This is a genomic window from Candidatus Tisiphia endosymbiont of Stenodema calcarata, from assembly GCF_964030695.1.
GTDB lineage: Bacteria > Pseudomonadota > Alphaproteobacteria > Rickettsiales > Rickettsiaceae > Tisiphia.
In genome coordinates this window covers 1,078,898-1,097,631 of sequence record NZ_OZ034911.1, presented here as the reverse complement: position 1 = coordinate 1,097,631, position 18,734 = coordinate 1,078,898, and the positions used below count along the sequence as shown (strand labels likewise).

Annotated in this window: 22 protein-coding genes; 13 read left to right on the top strand and 9 right to left on the bottom strand. The window is 33.1% G+C overall.

What is annotated here, in order from left to right; genetic code table 11:
- Nucleotides 1-87 precede the first annotated feature (87 nt).
- On the top strand, nt 88-1,923 hold the full coding sequence (locus tag ACQH1W_RS05055; RefSeq protein WP_425360970.1) for an AAA family ATPase: 1,836 nt from the start codon (nt 88-90) through the stop codon (nt 1,921-1,923).
- A gap of 686 nt (nt 1,924-2,609) precedes the next feature.
- Here the strand turns inward: ACQH1W_RS05055 and ACQH1W_RS05050 are convergent.
- The 5 genes from ACQH1W_RS05050 to ACQH1W_RS05030 form a co-directional block, all read right to left on the bottom strand.
- Nucleotides 2,610-2,957, bottom strand: a complete 348-nt coding sequence (locus ACQH1W_RS05050) for a hypothetical protein (RefSeq protein ID WP_341762556.1) — start codon at nt 2,955-2,957, stop codon at nt 2,610-2,612.
- Between the two features lie 46 nt (nt 2,958-3,003).
- On the bottom strand, nt 3,004-3,630 hold the full coding sequence (locus ACQH1W_RS05045) for a superoxide dismutase (protein ID WP_341762555.1): 627 nt from the start codon (nt 3,628-3,630) through the stop codon (nt 3,004-3,006).
- Nucleotides 3,631-3,814: 184 nt separating this feature from the next.
- Complete coding sequence (locus ACQH1W_RS05040) at nt 3,815-5,086, bottom strand: hypothetical protein (RefSeq protein WP_425360969.1); 1,272 nt, start codon at nt 5,084-5,086, stop codon at nt 3,815-3,817.
- Between the two features lie 575 nt (nt 5,087-5,661).
- Nucleotides 5,662-7,521 carry an AAA family ATPase gene (locus tag ACQH1W_RS05035; RefSeq protein WP_341762553.1) on the bottom strand — a complete coding sequence of 620 codons (1,860 nt, stop codon included), beginning with the start codon at nt 7,519-7,521 and terminating at the stop codon, nt 5,662-5,664.
- A 152-nt stretch (nt 7,522-7,673) separates the two neighbouring features.
- Nucleotides 7,674-7,943 (bottom strand): IS66 family transposase, encoded by a 270-nt coding sequence (locus ACQH1W_RS05030; protein WP_375332844.1) that lies wholly within the window; start codon nt 7,941-7,943, stop codon nt 7,674-7,676.
- A 764-nt stretch (nt 7,944-8,707) separates the two neighbouring features.
- Between ACQH1W_RS05030 and ACQH1W_RS05025 the strand changes: the two genes are divergently transcribed.
- From ACQH1W_RS05025 to ACQH1W_RS05010, 4 genes are all read left to right on the top strand, one after another.
- A complete protein-coding gene (locus ACQH1W_RS05025; RefSeq protein WP_375332845.1) occupies nt 8,708-8,911 on the top strand; it encodes a hypothetical protein in 204 nt (67 codons plus the stop codon).
- A 45-nt stretch (nt 8,912-8,956) separates the two neighbouring features.
- Complete coding sequence (locus ACQH1W_RS05020; protein ID WP_425360968.1) at nt 8,957-9,484, top strand: HD domain-containing protein; 528 nt, start codon at nt 8,957-8,959, stop codon at nt 9,482-9,484.
- A protein-coding gene (locus ACQH1W_RS05015; protein WP_375332641.1) for an IS5 family transposase occupies nt 9,481-10,322 on the top strand; the annotation gives its coding sequence in 2 pieces (ribosomal slippage) (nt 9,481-9,853 and nt 9,853-10,322; 843 coding nt in all). Before ACQH1W_RS05020 ends, ACQH1W_RS05015 begins: the two co-directional genes overlap by 4 nt.
- Nucleotide 10,323: 1 nt before the next feature.
- Nucleotides 10,324-10,563: a Fic family protein gene (locus ACQH1W_RS05010; RefSeq protein ID WP_341762549.1), complete on the top strand. Its 240-nt coding sequence runs from the start codon at nt 10,324-10,326 to the stop codon at nt 10,561-10,563.
- 80 nt (nt 10,564-10,643) lie between these two features.
- On the opposite strand, the gene ACQH1W_RS05005 is transcribed toward ACQH1W_RS05010, so the two are convergent.
- The 3 genes from ACQH1W_RS05005 to ACQH1W_RS04995 all read right to left on the bottom strand — a co-directional run bounded on the left by ACQH1W_RS05005 (nt 10,644) and on the right by ACQH1W_RS04995 (nt 11,672).
- Entirely contained in the window at nt 10,644-10,928 is a 285-nt protein-coding gene (locus ACQH1W_RS05005; RefSeq protein WP_375332847.1) for a hypothetical protein, read from the bottom strand.
- A 173-nt stretch (nt 10,929-11,101) separates the two neighbouring features.
- Nucleotides 11,102-11,380: a CopG family antitoxin gene (locus tag ACQH1W_RS05000; protein ID WP_341762547.1), complete on the bottom strand. Its 279-nt coding sequence runs from the start codon at nt 11,378-11,380 to the stop codon at nt 11,102-11,104.
- Entirely contained in the window at nt 11,367-11,672 is a 306-nt protein-coding gene (locus ACQH1W_RS04995; RefSeq protein ID WP_341762546.1) for a toxin, read from the bottom strand. The genes ACQH1W_RS05000 and ACQH1W_RS04995 overlap by 14 nt, the downstream gene beginning before the upstream one ends.
- 319 nt (nt 11,673-11,991) lie before the next feature.
- On the opposite strand from ACQH1W_RS04995, the gene ACQH1W_RS04990 reads away from it, so the two are divergent.
- The 4 genes from ACQH1W_RS04990 (at nt 11,992) to ACQH1W_RS04975 (ending at nt 14,049) form a co-directional block, all read left to right on the top strand.
- Nucleotides 11,992-12,180: a hypothetical protein gene (locus ACQH1W_RS04990; RefSeq protein ID WP_341762545.1), complete on the top strand. Its 189-nt coding sequence runs from the start codon at nt 11,992-11,994 to the stop codon at nt 12,178-12,180.
- 118 nt (nt 12,181-12,298) lie between these two features.
- Nucleotides 12,299-12,679, top strand: a complete 381-nt coding sequence (locus tag ACQH1W_RS04985) for an MFS transporter (protein ID WP_375332848.1) — start codon at nt 12,299-12,301, stop codon at nt 12,677-12,679.
- Between the two features lie 35 nt (nt 12,680-12,714).
- Complete coding sequence (locus tag ACQH1W_RS04980; RefSeq protein ID WP_375332849.1) at nt 12,715-13,089, top strand: hypothetical protein; 375 nt, start codon at nt 12,715-12,717, stop codon at nt 13,087-13,089.
- Between the two features lie 118 nt (nt 13,090-13,207).
- A protein-coding gene (locus tag ACQH1W_RS04975) for an IS5 family transposase (protein WP_375332641.1) occupies nt 13,208-14,049 on the top strand; the annotation gives its coding sequence in 2 pieces (ribosomal slippage) (nt 13,208-13,580 and nt 13,580-14,049; 843 coding nt in all).
- Here the strand turns inward: ACQH1W_RS04975 and tnpA are convergent.
- Nucleotides 14,017-14,295, bottom strand: a complete 279-nt coding sequence (gene tnpA / locus ACQH1W_RS04970) for an IS200/IS605 family transposase (RefSeq protein WP_425360967.1) — start codon at nt 14,293-14,295, stop codon at nt 14,017-14,019. The two genes, ACQH1W_RS04975 and tnpA, sit on opposite strands and share 33 nt — an antisense overlap.
- A 94-nt stretch (nt 14,296-14,389) precedes the next feature.
- Here tnpA and ACQH1W_RS04965 point away from each other — a divergent pair, with 94 nt between their 5' ends.
- From ACQH1W_RS04965 to ACQH1W_RS04950, 4 genes are all read left to right on the top strand, one after another.
- Nucleotides 14,390-15,523 carry an RNA-guided endonuclease TnpB family protein gene (locus ACQH1W_RS04965; protein ID WP_341762913.1) on the top strand — a complete coding sequence of 378 codons (1,134 nt, stop codon included), beginning with the start codon at nt 14,390-14,392 and terminating at the stop codon, nt 15,521-15,523.
- 50 nt (nt 15,524-15,573) lie between these two features.
- A complete protein-coding gene (locus ACQH1W_RS04960; protein ID WP_341762912.1) occupies nt 15,574-15,888 on the top strand; it encodes a hypothetical protein in 315 nt (104 codons plus the stop codon).
- Nucleotides 15,889-15,993: 105 nt separating this feature from the next.
- Nucleotides 15,994-16,905, top strand: a complete 912-nt coding sequence (locus tag ACQH1W_RS04955; RefSeq protein ID WP_425360966.1) for a hypothetical protein — start codon at nt 15,994-15,996, stop codon at nt 16,903-16,905.
- A gap of 181 nt (nt 16,906-17,086) precedes the next feature.
- Nucleotides 17,087-18,694: an IS1634 family transposase gene (locus ACQH1W_RS04950; protein WP_425361205.1), complete on the top strand. Its 1,608-nt coding sequence runs from the start codon at nt 17,087-17,089 to the stop codon at nt 18,692-18,694.
- The last annotated feature ends 40 nt before the right edge of the window (nt 18,695-18,734 follow it).

The following is an 18,734-nucleotide window of genomic DNA, read 5'->3' as shown; positions in this document are numbered from 1 at the left end:
ACATTTTATTAAAACTTAATCGGTAAAATAATTTATTAAAATTTAACTAAAAACTTTGGTATCAGAATATAAATATAATTGAATAATATGATAGTTGAACTTTCAAACACTAACACACATCTCAAGGGAGCTGACACTGTTAAGGAGAGTAATAAGCTGCCTAAAATGCTAGTAGGTACGGATGAATTCTATGACTTAGTAGTTAATAGTGATGTATTTGTTGATAAAAGTCTAATGATCAAAGAATTATTAGAAGATAGCGGTAAGGTTATCCTAATCACTCGGCCAAGACGTTGGGGTAAAAGCCTTAATATGGATATGCTCAAGAAGTTTTTTGAAATAGAAGTGGATCAGGACGGCAAGCCTTTACCACTAGAACAAAAGATAAATAACAAACTATTCCTTGGAGGTACAGTAGATTTAGGCTTTGATGAAACTAAAGAGTTAAAGTCCTTAAAAATTGCAGACATAGCAAGTAGCATGAAACGCCAAGGGCAATATCCGGTTATTTCTATAAGTTTCAAGGATGTTAAGGGCAGCAGTTACCAAGACATTGAGAACGGGATAAGAAATCAAGTTATTAAGTTATTTGTAAAACATCGTTATTTAAAACATTATATAGCAAAAAATAAGAATTTACTGGATGATGTACAAAAGGAACAACTAAAACTATATTTTACAGGAGAATTTAATAAAGACGATCTTAAAGATAGTTTAGGCTTCTTAAGCGAACTATTGTTTAAACATTTTAATCAAAAAGTATACATATTAATAGATGAATATGATACACCAATTAATAGCTCATATATTAAATTTGGCAAAAAATCAGAAGAATTTGAACAAGTACTTGAACTATTTCGCGGGATATTTGGCAGCAACCTAAAAGGTAATACTTGTGTAGAAAAAGGAGTAATAACTGGCATATTAAGAATTGCTAAAGCTAATTTATTTTCTGATTTAAATAATGTTAGTGAATATACCTTACTTGATGATGATTTTTCTAAGTCTTATGGCTTTACCCAAGCAGAAGTTGATGAGTTATTAACCATCGTGGCAACTGAAACGAATCCCGAAGAAATTAAAAATTGGTATAATGGTTACACCTTTGGTGGCGAGATAATTTATAATCCGTGGTCAATAATGCAATGTTTAGCACACAAAGGTAAGCTTGATCACTATTGGCTAGATAGTGGGGGAACAGCTTTAATAGATAAAATACTGCTATCCGATGAAATGCAAGAAGATTTACAGAGCTTAGCTGCCGGGAGAAGTATTATCTCACCTATTACCAAACAAATAAGTTTTGCTGATATCAATGAACCAATAGGATTACTCAGTTTATTACTGTTCAGTGGTTATTTAAACCCTACTGCCAAAATACCGGAAAAGAATGTTTATGAGCTATCTATCCCTAATTATGAAGTAAAATATATTTATGAAACAAGAGTTCTACAATGGGTAACTGATCAGCTAAAAATTGATAGTTCTAGATATTACTCTTTTATCAGTTTATTGCCAGCAGGTAAAGTAGAGGAATTTAAAGAGCGTTTACAAGAGTTGTTGATAAATTCTACCAGTTTTTATCAAACAGGGGAGAAAAAGGCAGAATTATTTTATAGTGGCTTTATGCTAGGGCTTGTTAACATGTTAGCCCCTAGTTACATAATAGCAAGCGAACAAGAGTCAGGTCGTGGTAGAGCTGATATTATCATGATCCCCAAAGCTGGTAGAGAAGATAAAGCAATTATTATTGAGTATAAGATTGCTAAAAATGCAGAAGATTTGCTTTCAGTAGCCAAAATAGGCTTAAAGCAAAAACAATATGATACTAAGATAAGAGAACACAAACATGTCAAAAAGATCATTAAAATCTCTATGGGCTTTTGTGGCAAAAAAGTAGCACTAGAATACCAAATTGATTAAGAAAAATATTACATACATAAATTCCTTACCCCTATGATTAAAATTTACTCTTTAGTTAGGTTATTTGGGGATAACTATAAAAGCCCTGTTAAAGGCAGAGTTTTGTTATAATTAGCCTTTAAAGGGATTTGCAAAAATTCTAACCTAAACTGGGAAAAAGTTCGCAACGTATACCATGTGCCATCCTGCTGTAAAATTGCCCCCATGAGAATTGAAAATTAAAACTCTAAAAGCTTATATCTTAACTAGGTTTTAGTATGACTAGGTTAGGGATTTAGTCACATTACAATTTTTTTTCAAAAGGGGTCAAAAGCATATTGCAATCTACACTTTAAAATTACTTAGGCAAGATACTCCCAAAGATTAATTAAATTGATACATCCATACATAATGTATGATATGGATGCTGGTTTATCACATTTCTTACTTCGGTTTGGGTTCTAAAATCATCCACTACGGTTCGCCAAATACTTATCAGGGTTTCAGGGGGATTCCTAATTGTAGTCAGGCGATTTTATTCAACTTTGCAACCAATTTATAGTCACAAAAATATTAGACAAATTTTCTTTCTAACTGATTTTCAGGGGGAGGGAATATGACACAAATATTAACTTCTCCTAACAGTCTTGTAGAGAATCATGATACCATTTTTTACAATTTGGTGAGTAATGTATCTCAAATCCTATTTATGCAACAAAGCCATTTTTAGCTTCATCTTCTGAGCAACTTGCTTTTTTATTCATAGAGTTACAGAATGTTAATCTATTTGGTAGTTCTATTTTATGTTTTTGGGCTACTTTAATAACCTTTAATATGCCTACGACACCGTAGTAGTTTGGATCATAATTGTTGCAGAGTTCTTTCTTTTTCTTTATGTCTAATGAATCTTGTACTTCTCTTAGTGCTGTTTTAAGATATCTCTTATCATGCTTTTCTAGTTTGCTGTAGTGTTGTGAATCTGCACAGGAACAAAGGTCTTGATATTCCTTTACGTTTACTAATGATTTTTCTATATCAGTATGCTTTCTTTTCATAACTAATTACCTTAATTATTGATTGTATTTTTTCTAAAATTCAGTTTCAAAGATGACTTTCAGCAAATTGCCAATTAATCATATGTTCTATATAAACTGAGACATAGTCTGGACGCTTATTACGATAATCTATATAGTATGCATGCTCCCAAACATCACAGGTAAGCAGAGGTTTCATAGATTTAGTAATAGGAGTTTCACCATTACTCGTTTTTACTATTTGTAATTTCCCATTATTAGAGACTAACCACGCCCAGCCGCTACCAAATTGGCTTACTGCTGCTTGCTTAAATTCAGTAGCAAAATTCTCGTAACTGCCAAAATCTTTATTTATCTGTTCCAATATCTTACCAGTAGGCTTTCCTCCACCTGAAGGCTTAATAGAATGCCAAAAGAAAGTATGATTCCATATTTGTGCTGCATTATTAAATATGGCTGCTTCAGTTGGTTTTATGCTTGTAGAAATTATTAATTCTTCCAAACTTTTTTTCTGCAATTCCTGATTATCTTGTAAAAGATTATTCAGGTTAGTTACATATGTTTGGTGGTGTTTCCCATGGTGGTAGTCAAAAGTTTCAGGGGAAAAATGCGGAACAAAATCACTTTTACCATAAGGTAATTCCGGCAAGACAAAAGGATAAGATGTTTGGTTAGATTGTTTGCAATATATCATAATTTCCTCAATTTTAGTATAAAATACTTACTTTGTCATTCCAATTTCGGATTAATGAAATTAATCCGAAATTGAGGTTTAGTATATCATAACCATATAACTTTTGCAGGCTATTTTTTGAATTCCCACTTTTAGCTAGGAATGACATCGAAGCCTATTGAGCTGGATTGCACTGTTTTGTCGATTACCTAGTATGTGCATCTGTTTTTTGTTTAAGTTTTACTCCCAAATTTTGTGTAGGTGCTTCTGTTTCTTTTTGAGGAGAAATAACTGCTTTTCTTAACCCTGCTAGTGCATTTGTGATATCTGCTGAACCGACAGCAAACCCCGGTCTCTTTTGCTCAGTCTGTGGCTTGGTTGTTGGGGATTCTTCTACAGCTGTTTCTAATTTTCTAATATTAGGTAGCGAGTTTGTACTAGGCAGAGAAAGTGGCTGAGGAGGTGGTGGTGGAATTTCTCCAAGCTTAGATTGAACCTTAGGAGGAGATAGTATCTTTTCAGCTGCTAACTTCTTTCCCGCCTCTTCCCTTAGTGCTGCTGCTATCCTTGGAGCATCTATCTCCTCTTGTCTTTTTTGGCGTGCTTCTTCTTCTCTTCCCAGCCTTTCAAATTCAGCAGCGTCTTTAGCATATGTTGGAGATACCTTCTTATCGCCTTGTCTCTCAATAAATCCTCGACGTACTGCCAACTTTTTCTGCAACTCATTCATAAAGGGATCATCTGCTTGGTCTGCAGGTAATTCATTTAATGTTCGATCTTCTACTTTGTTTAACTTAAAGTTACCTTTTGTTATAGCCGCCAACAAATCAGCTTGAGATATCTGTTGCAGCACTATATTAGAATGAAGAGGTGAAGGCGGAGGAGGTGGCGGTGGCGGTGGTGGTGGCGTAACTGGATCGTTAGGAGGAGTAACTGTTGCCTGCACTGAGATAGTAAAGTGTGCAGTTTCATGTACTACTACCGGTGCTGTGGTAGCCGTCGTTACATGAGGTTTCTGCTGAGTTTCTACCAAAGATGGGGGCAAAACCCCGGTTTCTTTTGCTGGAATGCTTGTAGATATTTGCTCCTGCACAGGGGGAATAGCCTTATAGTAACTTTTTATAAGTTCAAGCTCTTTAATAAAATCTGATTCTACTTGTTTTAACTCTTCTTTATGTTGTTTACTAAATGAAAATTTTAAAAACTTAATAAGAGAACCAGTCCATTCCCTTGCTTTAATAACAATTGGGGAACGATTTTTACTGTTTTCAACCTTTTTGGTTAACGCTTCTAGATTTTTCTGTAAGTTACTTCCATCCGCAACATTTATCGTACTAGTTATAATCTCAGCAACATCTTCTAAATTTTTCTTATCAGGAGAAGATGGTGGTAAGCTAACATAGGCTGCAATTGCAGCCTCAGCTAGCTTATTCACAGATTCATTGGCAAACCTTAAGTTTTCTTTACCACTTGTCATACAACTACTCCTACTTAATTAACATTTCTTAAGTATACAATATAACGTTATTAATTTAACGAAGTCAAGGACTCTAAGTAAAAAAACACAAATTTCGATGTAATAAATTATCAGTATAATCCCCATTAGGGCTGAACCATTGATTCCCTTTTGATGTCACCCCCCTGCTAGTTACAACTGTTGAAAGTTAAAAAATCGTCTATTAGCGAAGCACCGTTAGGCACTGTGGCAATCTTCATGATAGTCAAGGTCTCCTTCATAAGATTGCCACGTCACCGCTTGCAGCAGTTCCTCGCAATGACGGTTTAAGCCTTACAACAGCACTTCGCTAATAGACGATTTTTTAACTTTCAACAGTTGTGCCTTCGCAGAAACATCGAGAATGTTAAATCCATGTCTCATATCGATGCTGGGGTTAACTTGATAGTCTAGGTTCTGACGAAACAGGAGAATTTTAATTAACAATGGCAGCCCTTTGGGCTACTTAATGTACCACAGTGACGGGGCGTAGTGGACAATTTCAGAACCACGATAGACATAAAATTATTAGTTATTTAAGCCATTACATTCTATTATTAGGGTTCATTAACTTGGTATTGTAACTCCATATTCTTACCGCAAAAAGCCATGCAGATTTTTAGTATTTGTTTAACATGTTGATGTTCTTTTATTTTAGTATCATATTTCCTATCAATAATTTGTTGTAGACCAGACCCTGCTATAGTCGTTAAATCTTCTGCATTTTTAGCTATCTTATACTCAATAATAATTGCCTTATCTCCTTTACCAGCTTTGGGGATCATGATTACATCAGGGCGTCCATCACCTGATTCTTGCTCACTTGATATGATATAGCTCGGTGCTAGCATATTAACAATCCCTAGCATAAAGCCACTATAAAATAACTCTGCCTTTTTCTCCCCTACCTGATGAAAACTAGTGCTACTGTGCAGCAACTCCTGCATTTTTTGTTTAAACTCCTCTATTTTGCCATCTATTAACAAGCTAATAAATGAGTAGTACCTAGAACTATCAATGTTTATTTGTTTACTAACCCATTGGAGTACTCTTTTCTCGTAAATATATTTTACTTCATAATTAGGAATAGATAGTTCATAAATATCCCTTTCTGGCATCTTAGCATGTGGATTTAAATAGCCACTAAATAACAATAAACTAAACAACCCTTCCGGCTGACCAATGTCCATGAAACTAATATGTTTGGTAATGCTAGAGGTGATAGCTCCACCAGCGGCTAATGTTTGAATATCCTGCTGCATCTCATCCGATAACAAGATGTGGTCGATCCACCCAGTTCCGCCACTATCAATCCAATAATGATCTAGCTTCCCTTTGCTTGCTAAGCATCGCATAATTGACCAAGGATTATAGATGATCTCGCCACCAAATTTATAACCATTATACCAATCCTTAATTTTTTCTGGACTAGTATCAAGTGGTACTTTAGTTAATAACTCTTCTACTTCTGCTTCAGTGAATCCGTAAACTTTGGCAAATGGTTCATCTAACAAACTATATTCACTAACATTATTTAGCCCAGAAAACAATTCAGCTTTGGCAATCCGTAAAATTCCCGTAATCACTCCCCTTTCAACTGGCAATTCTTGATCGCCAGTTTCCTTTTTAAAGGTAGACTTCATGATGCCACGAAAAATTTCTAACACTTTCTGAAATTCTGCCTCATTAGTGCCAAACCAGCGGTAAGCACTATTAATTGGCGTATCATATTCATCGATCAATACCCAAGGCTTTCTATTATAATGTTTGTAAAGCAAATGGCTTAAAATAGCTAAACTATTTTTGATATTGTCTAGAGTTACCTCGCCAAATAAATATTGGTTGAAATCAGCTATCTCACTTGTTTTCAGTTTGTTACTATCACTTAAATAGCTATGAGCCTGAAATAATTTCCGTAACTGGCTTTTTACACCTTGTTCAATATCGTAATAGTTTGAACCTTCTATGCTTTTAAAGGTGACGAATATTACTGGAAATTGACCTTGATATTCCAAAATAATATGTGGATACTCCGTTACTTTAAGCTTTTGAAGTAATTTTTTTCTACCAGTTGCAAGTCCTAAATCTATTTTTCCGCCTGTAAATAATTTGATATTGTTCTGATTCTCTAATGATAAGGGATTGCCATGCTCATCTATTTCTATTTCAAAAAATCTCCTAATCATATCCATATTTAAGCTCTTACCCCAACGTCTTGGTCGGGTGATTAGAATTACTTCTCCACTGTCTTCTAGTAATTCTTTGATCATTAAGCTTTTATCAACAAATACATCACTATTTAACAATAATGTTTTAAAATCATCAGTATCTACCCTCATTCTAGGTGGATTACTATTATCCTTAACAGGATCAGTATCTTTAAATTGTGTATTAGTATCCGAAAGTTTAACTATCATACTAGTTGATTATATTTGAAAATTACCGTAAAGCCTTATATCTAACAAATTATAGCACAAATAAGCTAGCATCACTAGTAATTTAAGCAAATACAGATTACATCTAGTGACTACATCTTAACCATCTAGTAAAGGTGGTCTAGAATTATTATTTATTCTAGTATAATATTCCAAGGGAGGAGGTCTGCAATTTTATGGGCTTTATAATCCTGAATTGTTGCAAGCACTTTTTGCGTATATTTCCAAGGATTGATGTTATTTAATTTAGCAGTTTCGATAATGGAATAGATAATAGTGGCAGTATGACTACCACTGTCTGATCCAGCAAAAAGCCAATTCTTTCGCCCTATGGCAATTGATCTCATTGCACGCTCTGCGGTATTGTTGTCGATTTCTATTTTTGCATTATCCAAGAATTTCATCAGTACATGACAAAAAGATTAACAAGGAATTAATTATTATTGATATGTTTATTAAACCATTAATTTCACTATGGTCAACAACTATATCATGTTAACACCCATGAGATAGAGAATTCTTACCCCCAGCGATGAAAGTGGCTATAGCCAGCACTTTGTTAAGTACTTTCATGGCAACCTCATGTAAGTGTTTTTTAGTAATCTTATTTTTACTACTTTTTTCAACTTACACAATCGTTACTCATCTTCTAGACGAAAAAGTGCTTAAAACACCTAAAAAATGAGGTTTATAAGGATTTTGCTATAAGATTTGTAGTCATGTAAATGATATTTTTTATTTGACAATGCTGGAATTTAGAGATATAATCTCTTTCATGTATATTACAACTGTTCCAAATAGAAATTCTCGTCCTGCAATATTGCTTCGTACTTCCTATCGCGACTCATCTTCGAGACGAAAAAGTGCTTGAAACGTCTAAAGAATCAGGTTCGCAGTGGTTTTGGCATGAAGTTTGTAGACATGTAAACATCACTTTTCTACTTGACATACTAAAAATTAGTCAACATAATGCTTCTTATGTGTATTACCATTGTTTTGTTTCAAATAAAAACTCTTGTCATTAAAGTACACTTTTATCAGTATTTCTTTATTATAAAATTCCACAGGTGAAAAAATGTAGTCAGTAACGAGAATTTAATTCTACACTCCACTCGTCGCATAATACTCACGTTCTATAGCATAATTTCTGCTCATATTTATCTCGAAGATGAGTAACCCCATTGAGAGATTATGGAAGTTTATGCACAGTATTACAACTAATAATAAATTTTATCATAATTTTGAACAATTTTCGGAAGCAATAAACAAATTTTTCAGCAACATCGCCGATTATAAAGATAGGTTACGTACCTTAATAAACGATAATTTCCAAACTATTACCGTTAACCATTTCTGCAACTCTTCAGGTTAATTGAGTATATAATTATAAGAATTAAAATAATGTGTTAGGTATTTAATGGATGATATTAGTTGTTGGCAATCAAAATTTCAATCTTGTTATTACTCTGATAGGTTGTTGGATAAGCTCTTGAAGCTAAACAACAGAGTAAATCGACCTATAGATATTGATGAAGTAACTAAAGCTATTTACTATGCTAGAAAATATCATGCTGAGCAAATGAGGCAGTCAGGAGAACCTTACTACTTGCATCCAATAGAAGTAGCGTATCTGCTGGCAGAATATGCAGCAGATAATGCTAAAAACTACTTTAGGACTGACTTAACTGTGACCTCCATACTTCATGACTGCCTAGAAGATACTAAACTTACCAAAAGCATGATTGCTAGTATTTTTGGAGAGCTAATCGCTGGACAAGTAGACGATTTAACTAGGATTAAACCAAACAGAAAGATTAGCTCAGCAGAAATGGTAGAATTATTATATAAAGAGAAGAAATATGATGTCTTAGAGCTTGTCCGCAAACTAAAATTAAGGTATGATGAAGTGAACAAAGTATTATTAGTAAGAAGTATAGAAGAATGAGCAGAAAAAATTATCCAACAGATTTAACAGATGAAGAATGGTTAAGGATAGAGGGTTTGTTTCAAGTATCGTATGTAAAGGGAGGTAGACCTTTAAAACATAGCAAAAGAGAGATTTTGAATGCAATTTTTTATGTATTACGTACTGGGTGTCAGTGGAGATATATGCCGCATGACTTTCCAATTTGGAAGACAGTATATGAACAATTTAGAAGATGGAAGAAGCAAGGTGTATTTGAACGTATGAACCATGAACTTATCAAGGATGTTAGACGAAAATTAGGTAGAAATGAGTATCCTAGTGCTTGCATAATAGATAGTCAGTCTGTCAAGACAACAGAAAAAGGGGAGCTAAAGGTTATGATGGAGCTAAGAAAATTAAGGGCAGAAAGAGGCATATTATTACCGATACACAAGGCTTTGTATTAGGTTGTTATGTCGGTTCTGCGAATGAGAATGATCGATACGGAGCTACAGTGCTACTCAGTAACATGCAAAAAGAGTACACTACTATTAAACAAATGTGGGCTGATATGGGGTATCAGTCTAAAGATTTAAAGGGTCTCATTAAGGAAAAGTATAACATAGATTTAGAAATTGTTAAACGCCCAGTGTGCAGATTTTGGATACCAAAAAATACACCACTAGAACTATTGCCAACAAGGGAAGTTGGGTTTAAAGTACAGCCAAGGCGATGGGTTGTTGAGAGAACCTTTGCTTGGATAAATAGAAATAGAAGGCTCTCCAAGGAATATGATTTTCTTACTGATTCTAGTGAAAATATAATTTTTTTGGCTATGAGTCGATTACTTCTTCGTAGGATTACTTCTATTACTTAGTTTGCGGACAAGCTCTAAGGCAGCACATCTATTATATTTCATTATCAAGGATCATCCATTTAGTGACGGTAATAAGAGAATAGGTAGTTTATTATTTTTGCTTTATTTGAGTAAAGCAAAAATTGGGCTTAACACTATGGGAACAAATAGCATGACATCGCTTGCCTTGCTTATTGCAGAAAGTGATCCAATGCAAAAAGAATTAATGATTAGTTTAATTATAAATCTAATAAGCGACTAGATGTTGAACTATTGAAGAAATCCAAAAACTAAAATCTTCTAGATAATTCCATCTATATCGCTTACCAATGATAAGATATATTATGTATAATAGACCAATATTAAGATTAAAGACAAATTAGCAATATCTATTGTCTCTGATCTTAATGCTGCAAAAAAGGCTGAATTACCAAATTTGTTTGTTGCAAATGGATTAGCTCCTTCTTCTAATAATTTTTGTATCTGTTGTATGTTTGGTGCATGAGAATCTGTAATGCAAATTAAGTCCTGATTTAACTTATGCCTAATAATCTTAGGTTCGATTTTTTGTACATATTTTATTGCATGATATATATAACTCTGTTCTATTGGAGTTTCGAATGCCATAACATCTAAATTATCTTCAAAATGCCTTAATATATCTCTTAATGCCCTAAATTCTTTTATAAAATATTTTTTTAGAGTTCAACTAGTACAACAATACTTTACTTTGACTGTACTAAAACCAAAACCTAAATACAACATAATAGCTTATTCATTTGTGGCTACACATCTTCAATTTATAAATGTCCTGCAGAATATTTATGAAGAATACTAGCTATAAGAGTTTGATAAGGTAATCCTTCATAAGCAGCTTTTTGTTTGATACGATTCAAATCGCTGCTAGAAATACGAATATTAATTCTCATATCCTTTTGTAAATAATTGTTTGCTGCTTCTAAAGCTCTTTTTTTTTCTTGCTGAATGTTTTTTACTGTTTGCCATTCTTCATTATCAAAAGAATTAGATAGCAGTTCTTCTTGATCAAGTAATATTTCTGAGAAATCATTTTTTTTCATAGCTCTTCACCTCCTTTAAATATTTTTGTGTTGCTTTACGATTAGGAAAAATTGTTTTAAGAAAAATTATTCCGTCATCTCCAGTAACGAAAGGGACAAGATAAATATAATGATTAAACTTAACAATATACATTCGTTGATTAGCGTACTTTTGCGAATTAGGATGCTCAATTACGTCTAATATACAATTACTTTCAATAGCCGAAATTATCTCTTCAAAACTTATCCCCCTTTCCAGTATAAGTTTTTGATTTTTTTCTGATGAAAAATTGTAAATATATTTTTTTATCATTCAATCATGGTATGACAATATATGCCTTTTGTCAACAGATATCATTGTAATTGTCACTAACCGTTCACCTGAACAGATACCTATCAAGACGTACCCCCCATTTTTAGCTGGACTTCATTTTACAAAAAAATTACAGTTATCCAAAACTAACCAGTTTGCTTGCGTCATTTATCTATTAAATATTTACGCCATTTATGTCATTTTTCAAAGTTGAATTCAGCAGATTGTGTAAAAACCTTATAAATTCATTCTAAAATTATCAAAGTGAAGTTCAATTTTATCATAGACAAGTTCAATATGTATAAAAATCAAGATGGCTATGGATAATATTTCCACGATTGATGATAAAATTCTAATTGCAGAGCGTACTAAGGAAAGCATAAACACTGCTAGACTAAAAGGTAAAATACATGGTAGTCATGCATTAGATAAAGGAAAACTTAGTTCAGCGTTAAAGTTAAATAAAACATATAATATCTTTAACCAGTTTAATTGGACTATAGCATAACCTATTGATTATGAGCAAACAATTGAAAATCTTTATCAAATTTATCAAGACAACTTACGTGAAATACAAAGTACATAGTGTTATTGAGTAACTACTTAAAATATATGGTTAGATAATTATGAGCAAATTTGTCCAAGCAGATATAAGAATTATTGATAATCAGACTAGTCTAACTAAAGAACAAAAAGAAGCAGTTGGGTTGCTTTCGATAGGTACGTTCCTAGAGTATTTTGATCTGATGCTATACGTACACATGGCTGTATTGTTGAATGAGTTGTTTTTTCCAAAAGCTGATCCTTTTAGTGCTTCATTACAGTCTGCTTTTGCATTTTGTTCCGTTTTTGTTTTAAGACCAGTTGGTGCATTCGTTTTTGGTCAAATAGGCGATAAGATTGGTCGAAAAATAACTGTTGTTATTACAACATTTTTAATGTCTCTTTCATGTATTATAATAGCTACTCTTCCGACATATGAACAAATAGGTCAGCAGCATGGATAGTTACCCTATGTCGTATGCTACAAGGTATTTCTTCCATGGGAGAAATAGTAGGGGCAGAGATTTATTTAACTGAATTTGTAAGACCCCCTATGCAATATCCTGCTGTAATGTTAATTGCAATTTTTTCTATTTTAGGGGGAACAACAGCTTTAGGCATTGCCTTCGTTGCAACTAAGTACGAATTTAATTGGCGTATCGCATTTTGGATTGGAGCATGTATTGCGATGGTAGGGGGTGTTGCTAGAACTGCATTAAAAGAAACAACGGACTTTGCAGATGCAAAACGTAGGTTAAAAAATACTTTAGATAAATTGAACGTTAATATTATTACGTTAAAAGATGATCCCATTTTATATGAGAAAGTAAAAACACAAACAGCTATAGCTTTATTTTTAATACAATGTGGGTGACCAATATGTTTTTATTTTACCTATATTTATTGTGGTAATCTCCTTAAGAGCTTGTCCGCAAACTAAAATTAAGGTATGATGAAGTGAACAAAGTATTATTAGTAAGAAGTATAGAAGAATGAGCAGAAAAAATTATCCAACAGATTTAACAGATGAAGAATGGTTAAGGATAGAGGGTTTGTTTCAAGTATCGTATGTAAAGGGAGGTAGACCTTTAAAACATAGCAAAAGAGAGATTTTGAATGCAATTTTTTATGTATTACGTACTGGGTGTCAGTGGAGATATATGCCGCATGACTTTCCAATTTGGAAGACAGTATATGAACAATTTAGAAGATGGAAGAAGCAAGGTGTATTTGAACGTATGAACCATGAACTTATCAAGGATGTTAGACGAAAATTAGGTAGAAATGAGTATCCTAGTGCTTGCATAATAGATAGTCAGTCTGTCAAGACAACAGAAAAAGGGGAGCTAAAGGTTATGATGGAGCTAAGAAAATTAAGGGCAGAAAGAGGCATATTATTACCGATACACAAGGCTTTGTATTAGGTTGTTATGTCGGTTCTGCGAATGAGAATGATCGATACGGAGCTACAGTGCTACTCAGTAACATGCAAAAAGAGTACACTACTATTAAACAAATGTGGGCTGATATGGGGTATCAGTCTAAAGATTTAAAGGGTCTCATTAAGGAAAAGTATAACATAGATTTAGAAATTGTTAAACGCCCAGTGTGCAGATTTTGGATACCAAAAAATACACCACTAGAACTATTGCCAACAAGGGAAGTTGGGTTTAAAGTACAGCCAAGGCGATGGGTTGTTGAGAGAACCTTTGCTTGGATAAATAGAAATAGAAGGCTCTCCAAGGAATATGATTTTCTTACTGATTCTAGTGAAAATATAATTTTTTTGGCTATGAGTCGATTACTTCTTCGTAGGATTACTTCTATTACTTAGTTTGCGGACAAGCTCTAACTTCCATATTCTGTATGTAGATATTGATTTTAAGCGATTAACAATAGAACTAATAGCAAATTGAGGAGTGATATTTAATAATATATGAATATGATCTTGGTCAGTTTCGATGATGTCGATCGAGAAAGAAGAGTTTTTAGATACCTCAAAAATAATTTGTTTAATATTATCTGAAATCGCTTTAGATAAAAGCTTTTTTCTATATTTACAAACAAATATTAAGTGCATTTTTATGCTATATTTACATCTATTTTTTGAAATATAGTTTGACATCATACCACAATTATTATACTATATGCTATGATAGTATAATTTAATAATAATGCAAACTAATTTCGCTTACAAATATCGAATATATCCGACTAAAGAGCAAAAGCAATTACTCTCTAAACACTTTGGTTGCGTGCGTTTTGTATGGAATTATTTTTTAAACGAAAGAAAGGAACACTATTTAAAAAATAAAGAAGAAATAGAAGCAAAAAGGATAAAAGGTAATTTAAATTATTACGATAATGCCAAACAACTAACCTTGCTAAAACGAGAAAAAGAGTGGTTAAGAGATTGTAATTCTCAAAGTCTACAAGCAACCTTAAAGCATCTTGATAGTGCTTATAGAATGTTCTTTAGGAAGACTCATGCTTTTCCTAATTTTAAGGATAAAAATGCTAAGCAGTCTTTTACAATTCCACAACATTTTAAATTAGAGGATAATAAAATACACTTTCCTAAATTTAATGAGGGAATAAAAGTTGAAGAACATAGAAAATTACAAGGTAAATTTGTAGTAGCAACATTATCTAAAAGCACTACAAATAAATATTACATTTCTATCATTGTTGAGAAAGAAATACAAACCTCTTCGTTAATAGAAAAATCAATAGGTATCGATTTAGGAATAAAAGACCTAATAATTTGTTCTGACGGTAAGAAGTATCACAATATCAGATCATTATCTAATTTAGAGGACAAGTTAAGATATAAGCAAAAACAATTATCAAAAAAAGTAAAAGGAAGCAATAACAGAAAAAAAGCTAAGCATAAAGTGGCTATTGTTCACGAGAAAATTAAAAATACTAGAAGCGATTATATTCATAAAATTACTAAAGCAATTATCAACGAAAACCAAGTAATAATTGCAGAAGATCTACATGTTAAAGGTATGATGCGAAACCATAAGTTAGCTAAAGCAATTAGCGATGTAGCGTGGCATGAGATACATAGACAACTTGAATATAAAAGTAAGTGGAATGATAGAGCCTATCATATAATAGATCGGTTTTTTCCTTCTAGCAAAATGTGCAGTTTTTGTAATTTTGTTAATGATCAACTAACACTAAAAGATAGAACATGGAGTTGTTCAAGTTGTGGTACTCAATTAGACCGGGATTTAAACGCATCAATAAATATACTAAATCAAGGTCTAAACAATTTACAGGCGGTAGGGATTACCGTCTAAAGCTTGGGGAGCTGCCCGTTCTAACAAGGAGCATTGAACCAAGAAGCCAAATGGTCTTTAGCCTTTTGGTAATTCACACCGAAGCAGGTAAGATTTTCTTTAAAGGTGGTAAACTTACCTCACTGTTTTTTTATTCAAAGAAAATTATCGATAATTTGCTAAATGACGATAACACTACTTGGCAACAAGTGCCAAGCAGCTTTAAGTTATTAGCGTCTTTGTCCTTAGCCTCACAAGTATCATTTGCTATGTATTCAGATAGTGTATTTACTGATGGACTAAAGAAACAATATTTGATCAAATTAGAAGAAACAAGAAGACTGTACTCTGCCGATTATAATTTAATTAATTCCGGTGAGGTATGAAAAAAATTTTTTACATTACGCGTAAAAATAGCAAATAATTTGTTGACATGTAACTTTAAATAGAATATCTAATATTAGAATAACTACTAATAATAAAAAAATATTATGCAACAAGAGCAATTTGTATATTCGCAAAAAAATAACTTCTCAGGTGGTGAGCTAACTCCCACCATTGAAGGGAGAACCGAGCTGGCTTTGTATCAGAACGGAGTTAAGAAGTTGATTAACTTCATGCTGCTGCCATCAGGTGGCATTATGCGTAGACACGGTACACAATTTGTTCACTTGTTCACTGATAATGTGCCAAAGAAAATGGCAGCAGTAATGTTCTCAAGGAAATTATCCTACTTGCTGGTTTTTGAATCGCATCAGCTAGAAACTCGTTGCTTATTCTTTGTTGGTGGTGAATTGTTGTTAACTAGTAAAGTTATACAGGATGAAGGGCAAAATTTTCATTTTCGTCCTAAAGATTTTTCTTACGTAGTTTTTCAAGGGATTGCTTATATTTCCTTTGGTGATAAGCAACCAATCTTTAAATTCTCCATTGACCCGGAAATTGTCGAGCAATTTTACCAACATATTGAAGAGCAGGCAAGAAAGAGACAGGTAGAATATGGTGAAAGAGCTGAGATAGCGTCCAGTAGCAGCTATGAGCTAGCCAGCAATTTCCCTAACAAAGATAAGATGTTTATCATTGAAGCATTGAAATGTCATGTTAACTATTTTTCGACAGGACGAAGTGACCAAAGAGAACGCTTAATACAAAAACCTTTTAATGAAGTAATCTACGGAGCAGAGGTAGACAAAATTAACGATGAGCTAAAAGCTATTCACCAACGAGCAGCTAGCCAGTCAGCTGGACAAAGCAATATCTACCAAGCCAATAAGGAGAAGTTATATTGTACTTCAGTGGTTACTTTTGAAAACCGATTATGGTGCTTTGGGGTTAATAAAAATATTCATTCAATTTGGGCAAGTTATAAGGGAGATTTTCTCAGTACAGGACAAAGAGATTAACAAGGTGATAATCGAAGTAAAAATTTAATTGATCTTATACCTAGCTACTCATCTTCTAGACGAAAAAGTGCTTAAAACACCTAAAGAATGAGGTTTATAAGGATTTTGCTATAAGATTTGTAGTCATGTAAATGATATTTTTTATTTGACAATGCTAGAATTTAGAGATATAATTTCTTTCATGTATATTACAACTGTTCCAAATAGAAATTCTCGTCCTGCAATATTGCTTCGTACTTCCTATCGCGAGAACGGGAAAGTATTAAATAAAACCCTAGCTAACTTAACTAACTGGGATGATTTACGCATTGAGGCTTTTAAGAAGATGCTTAAAGGTGAATTTGATGGTTTAGATGGTGTTCCTGAGGTTGGTGAAAGTTTTGGGACTATTTTTCTACTAAAAAGAATTGCTGATGAAATTGGTATTACTAAGGCTCTTGGCACTAGAAGCAAAGAAGCTTTATTGAGTCTATTTTTGGTTTTAGCACGCTTTGCTCACCAAGGGTCTAGACTTTCCAACGTGAAATGGGCGAAATCGCATGCGATATCTGATGTATTATCTGTCGATTCATTTGATGAAAACCATTTATATCAGGCTCTAGAATGGTTAGAAGAGAACCAAGAAAAGATCGAATTAAAATTATTTAAAACTTATCAAAAGAAAAATAACAAGCCGCCTGTTATGCTTTTATATGACGTCACTTCCAGCTATTTCGAAGGAACAGAGAATGAACTTGCGGAATATGGGTACAATCGGGATAAAAAGAAGGGTAAAAAGCAAATAGTGATTGGTCTATTAACTGATGATCATGGCGAACCTTTGGCTGTTAGAGTTTTTAAGGGTAATAGTGCTGATCCTTCTACCATTTATGAGCAGATTGAGCTAGTAAAATCTAATTTTGGTATTAAGAATATCGTCTTTGTTGGTGATAAAGGAATGATTAAGAGACTAGGCAAAGAAGCCCTGAGCAAAGAAGGATGGGACTATATTACAACCTTAAGTAAAGTTGAGATTGAAAGCTTAAAGAAAAGCGGAGTTTTGCAATATAGTTTTTTTGCAGAACAGCTATGCGAAGTAACCAATAATGGCAAAAGATATATTTTAAGGAAAAATGGTTCTATAGCCCGAAAAGTTGAGTTTGATAGGAATACCCGAGTTGAAAAATTGGTTGCAAAGATTGAAGAGCGTAATATATATGTATCAACCCATAAGAAAGCAAAGCTAGAACTTGGTTTAAATAATATTCAAAAAATTGCCAAAGAATGGCGGATAGATAAATTTATCAACCTAAAATTAGATGGCAACCAAATAGTGGTTGAAATTGATCAAGATAAGAAAAAAGAGTTGTTTGCTCTTGATGGTTGTTATGCGATTGAAACACAGATTGAAATTAAACTGATGAGTAAAGAATTGGTTGATAAAGCTTACCATAATTTACATGAAGTAGAATCGAATTTTAGCAGTATGAAGACAGGATTACTCGAAGTAAGACCGATCTTTTTAAGGAAAAGCAATAGAACGAAGGGACATGTATTTGTTTGTATGTTGGCATTAAAAATATGGCACTATATGAAAAATAAGTTGAAACAAGGTTGTGGCGTAACCAAGGATGGTAAATATAATGTGACCATTGAGGAAGCATTAAGAGAGCTGGATAAAGTATGTTTTTTATATTACACAATCAAGGGTTGCAAAGTTGCAAGATTACCAAAATTAAGCGAGTTTCAACAAAATTTATTCAATTTATTTGATTTAACGATGCCCCAAATGACAAAATCTGCAAAATGATAAAATGTAGTCAGTAACAAAAATTTAATTTTCTGTCCCA

Coding starts and splice junctions, on each gene's coding strand:
- ACQH1W_RS05055 (WP_425360970.1), top strand. CDS start 88: ATGATAGTTGAACTTTCAAACACTAACACACATCTCAAGGGAGCTGAC.
- ACQH1W_RS05050 (WP_341762556.1), bottom strand. CDS start 2,957: ATGAAAAGAAAGCATACTGATATAGAAAAATCATTAGTAAACGTAAAG.
- ACQH1W_RS05045 (WP_341762555.1), bottom strand. CDS start 3,630: ATGATATATTGCAAACAATCTAACCAAACATCTTATCCTTTTGTCTTG.
- ACQH1W_RS05040 (WP_425360969.1), bottom strand. CDS start 5,086: ATGACAAGTGGTAAAGAAAACTTAAGGTTTGCCAATGAATCTGTGAAT.
- ACQH1W_RS05035 (WP_341762553.1), bottom strand. CDS start 7,521: ATGATAGTTAAACTTTCGGATACTAATACACAATTTAAAGATACTGAT.
- ACQH1W_RS05030 (WP_375332844.1), bottom strand. CDS start 7,943: ATGAAATTCTTGGATAATGCAAAAATAGAAATCGACAACAATACCGCA.
- ACQH1W_RS05025 (WP_375332845.1), top strand. CDS start 8,708: ATGAGTAACCCCATTGAGAGATTATGGAAGTTTATGCACAGTATTACA.
- ACQH1W_RS05020 (WP_425360968.1), top strand. CDS start 8,957: ATGGATGATATTAGTTGTTGGCAATCAAAATTTCAATCTTGTTATTAC.
- ACQH1W_RS05005 (WP_375332847.1), bottom strand. CDS start 10,928: ATGGCATTCGAAACTCCAATAGAACAGAGTTATATATATCATGCAATA.
- ACQH1W_RS05000 (WP_341762547.1), bottom strand. CDS start 11,380: ATGAAAAAAAATGATTTCTCAGAAATATTACTTGATCAAGAAGAACTG.
- ACQH1W_RS04995 (WP_341762546.1), bottom strand. CDS start 11,672: ATGATAAAAAAATATATTTACAATTTTTCATCAGAAAAAAATCAAAAA.
- ACQH1W_RS04990 (WP_341762545.1), top strand. CDS start 11,992: ATGGATAATATTTCCACGATTGATGATAAAATTCTAATTGCAGAGCGT.
- ACQH1W_RS04985 (WP_375332848.1), top strand. CDS start 12,299: ATGAGCAAATTTGTCCAAGCAGATATAAGAATTATTGATAATCAGACT.
- ACQH1W_RS04980 (WP_375332849.1), top strand. CDS start 12,715: ATGGGAGAAATAGTAGGGGCAGAGATTTATTTAACTGAATTTGTAAGA.
- tnpA (WP_425360967.1), bottom strand. CDS start 14,295: ATGCACTTAATATTTGTTTGTAAATATAGAAAAAAGCTTTTATCTAAA.
- ACQH1W_RS04965 (WP_341762913.1), top strand. CDS start 14,390: ATGCAAACTAATTTCGCTTACAAATATCGAATATATCCGACTAAAGAG.
- ACQH1W_RS04960 (WP_341762912.1), top strand. CDS start 15,574: ATGGTCTTTAGCCTTTTGGTAATTCACACCGAAGCAGGTAAGATTTTC.
- ACQH1W_RS04955 (WP_425360966.1), top strand. CDS start 15,994: ATGCAACAAGAGCAATTTGTATATTCGCAAAAAAATAACTTCTCAGGT.
- ACQH1W_RS04950 (WP_425361205.1), top strand. CDS start 17,087: ATGTATATTACAACTGTTCCAAATAGAAATTCTCGTCCTGCAATATTG.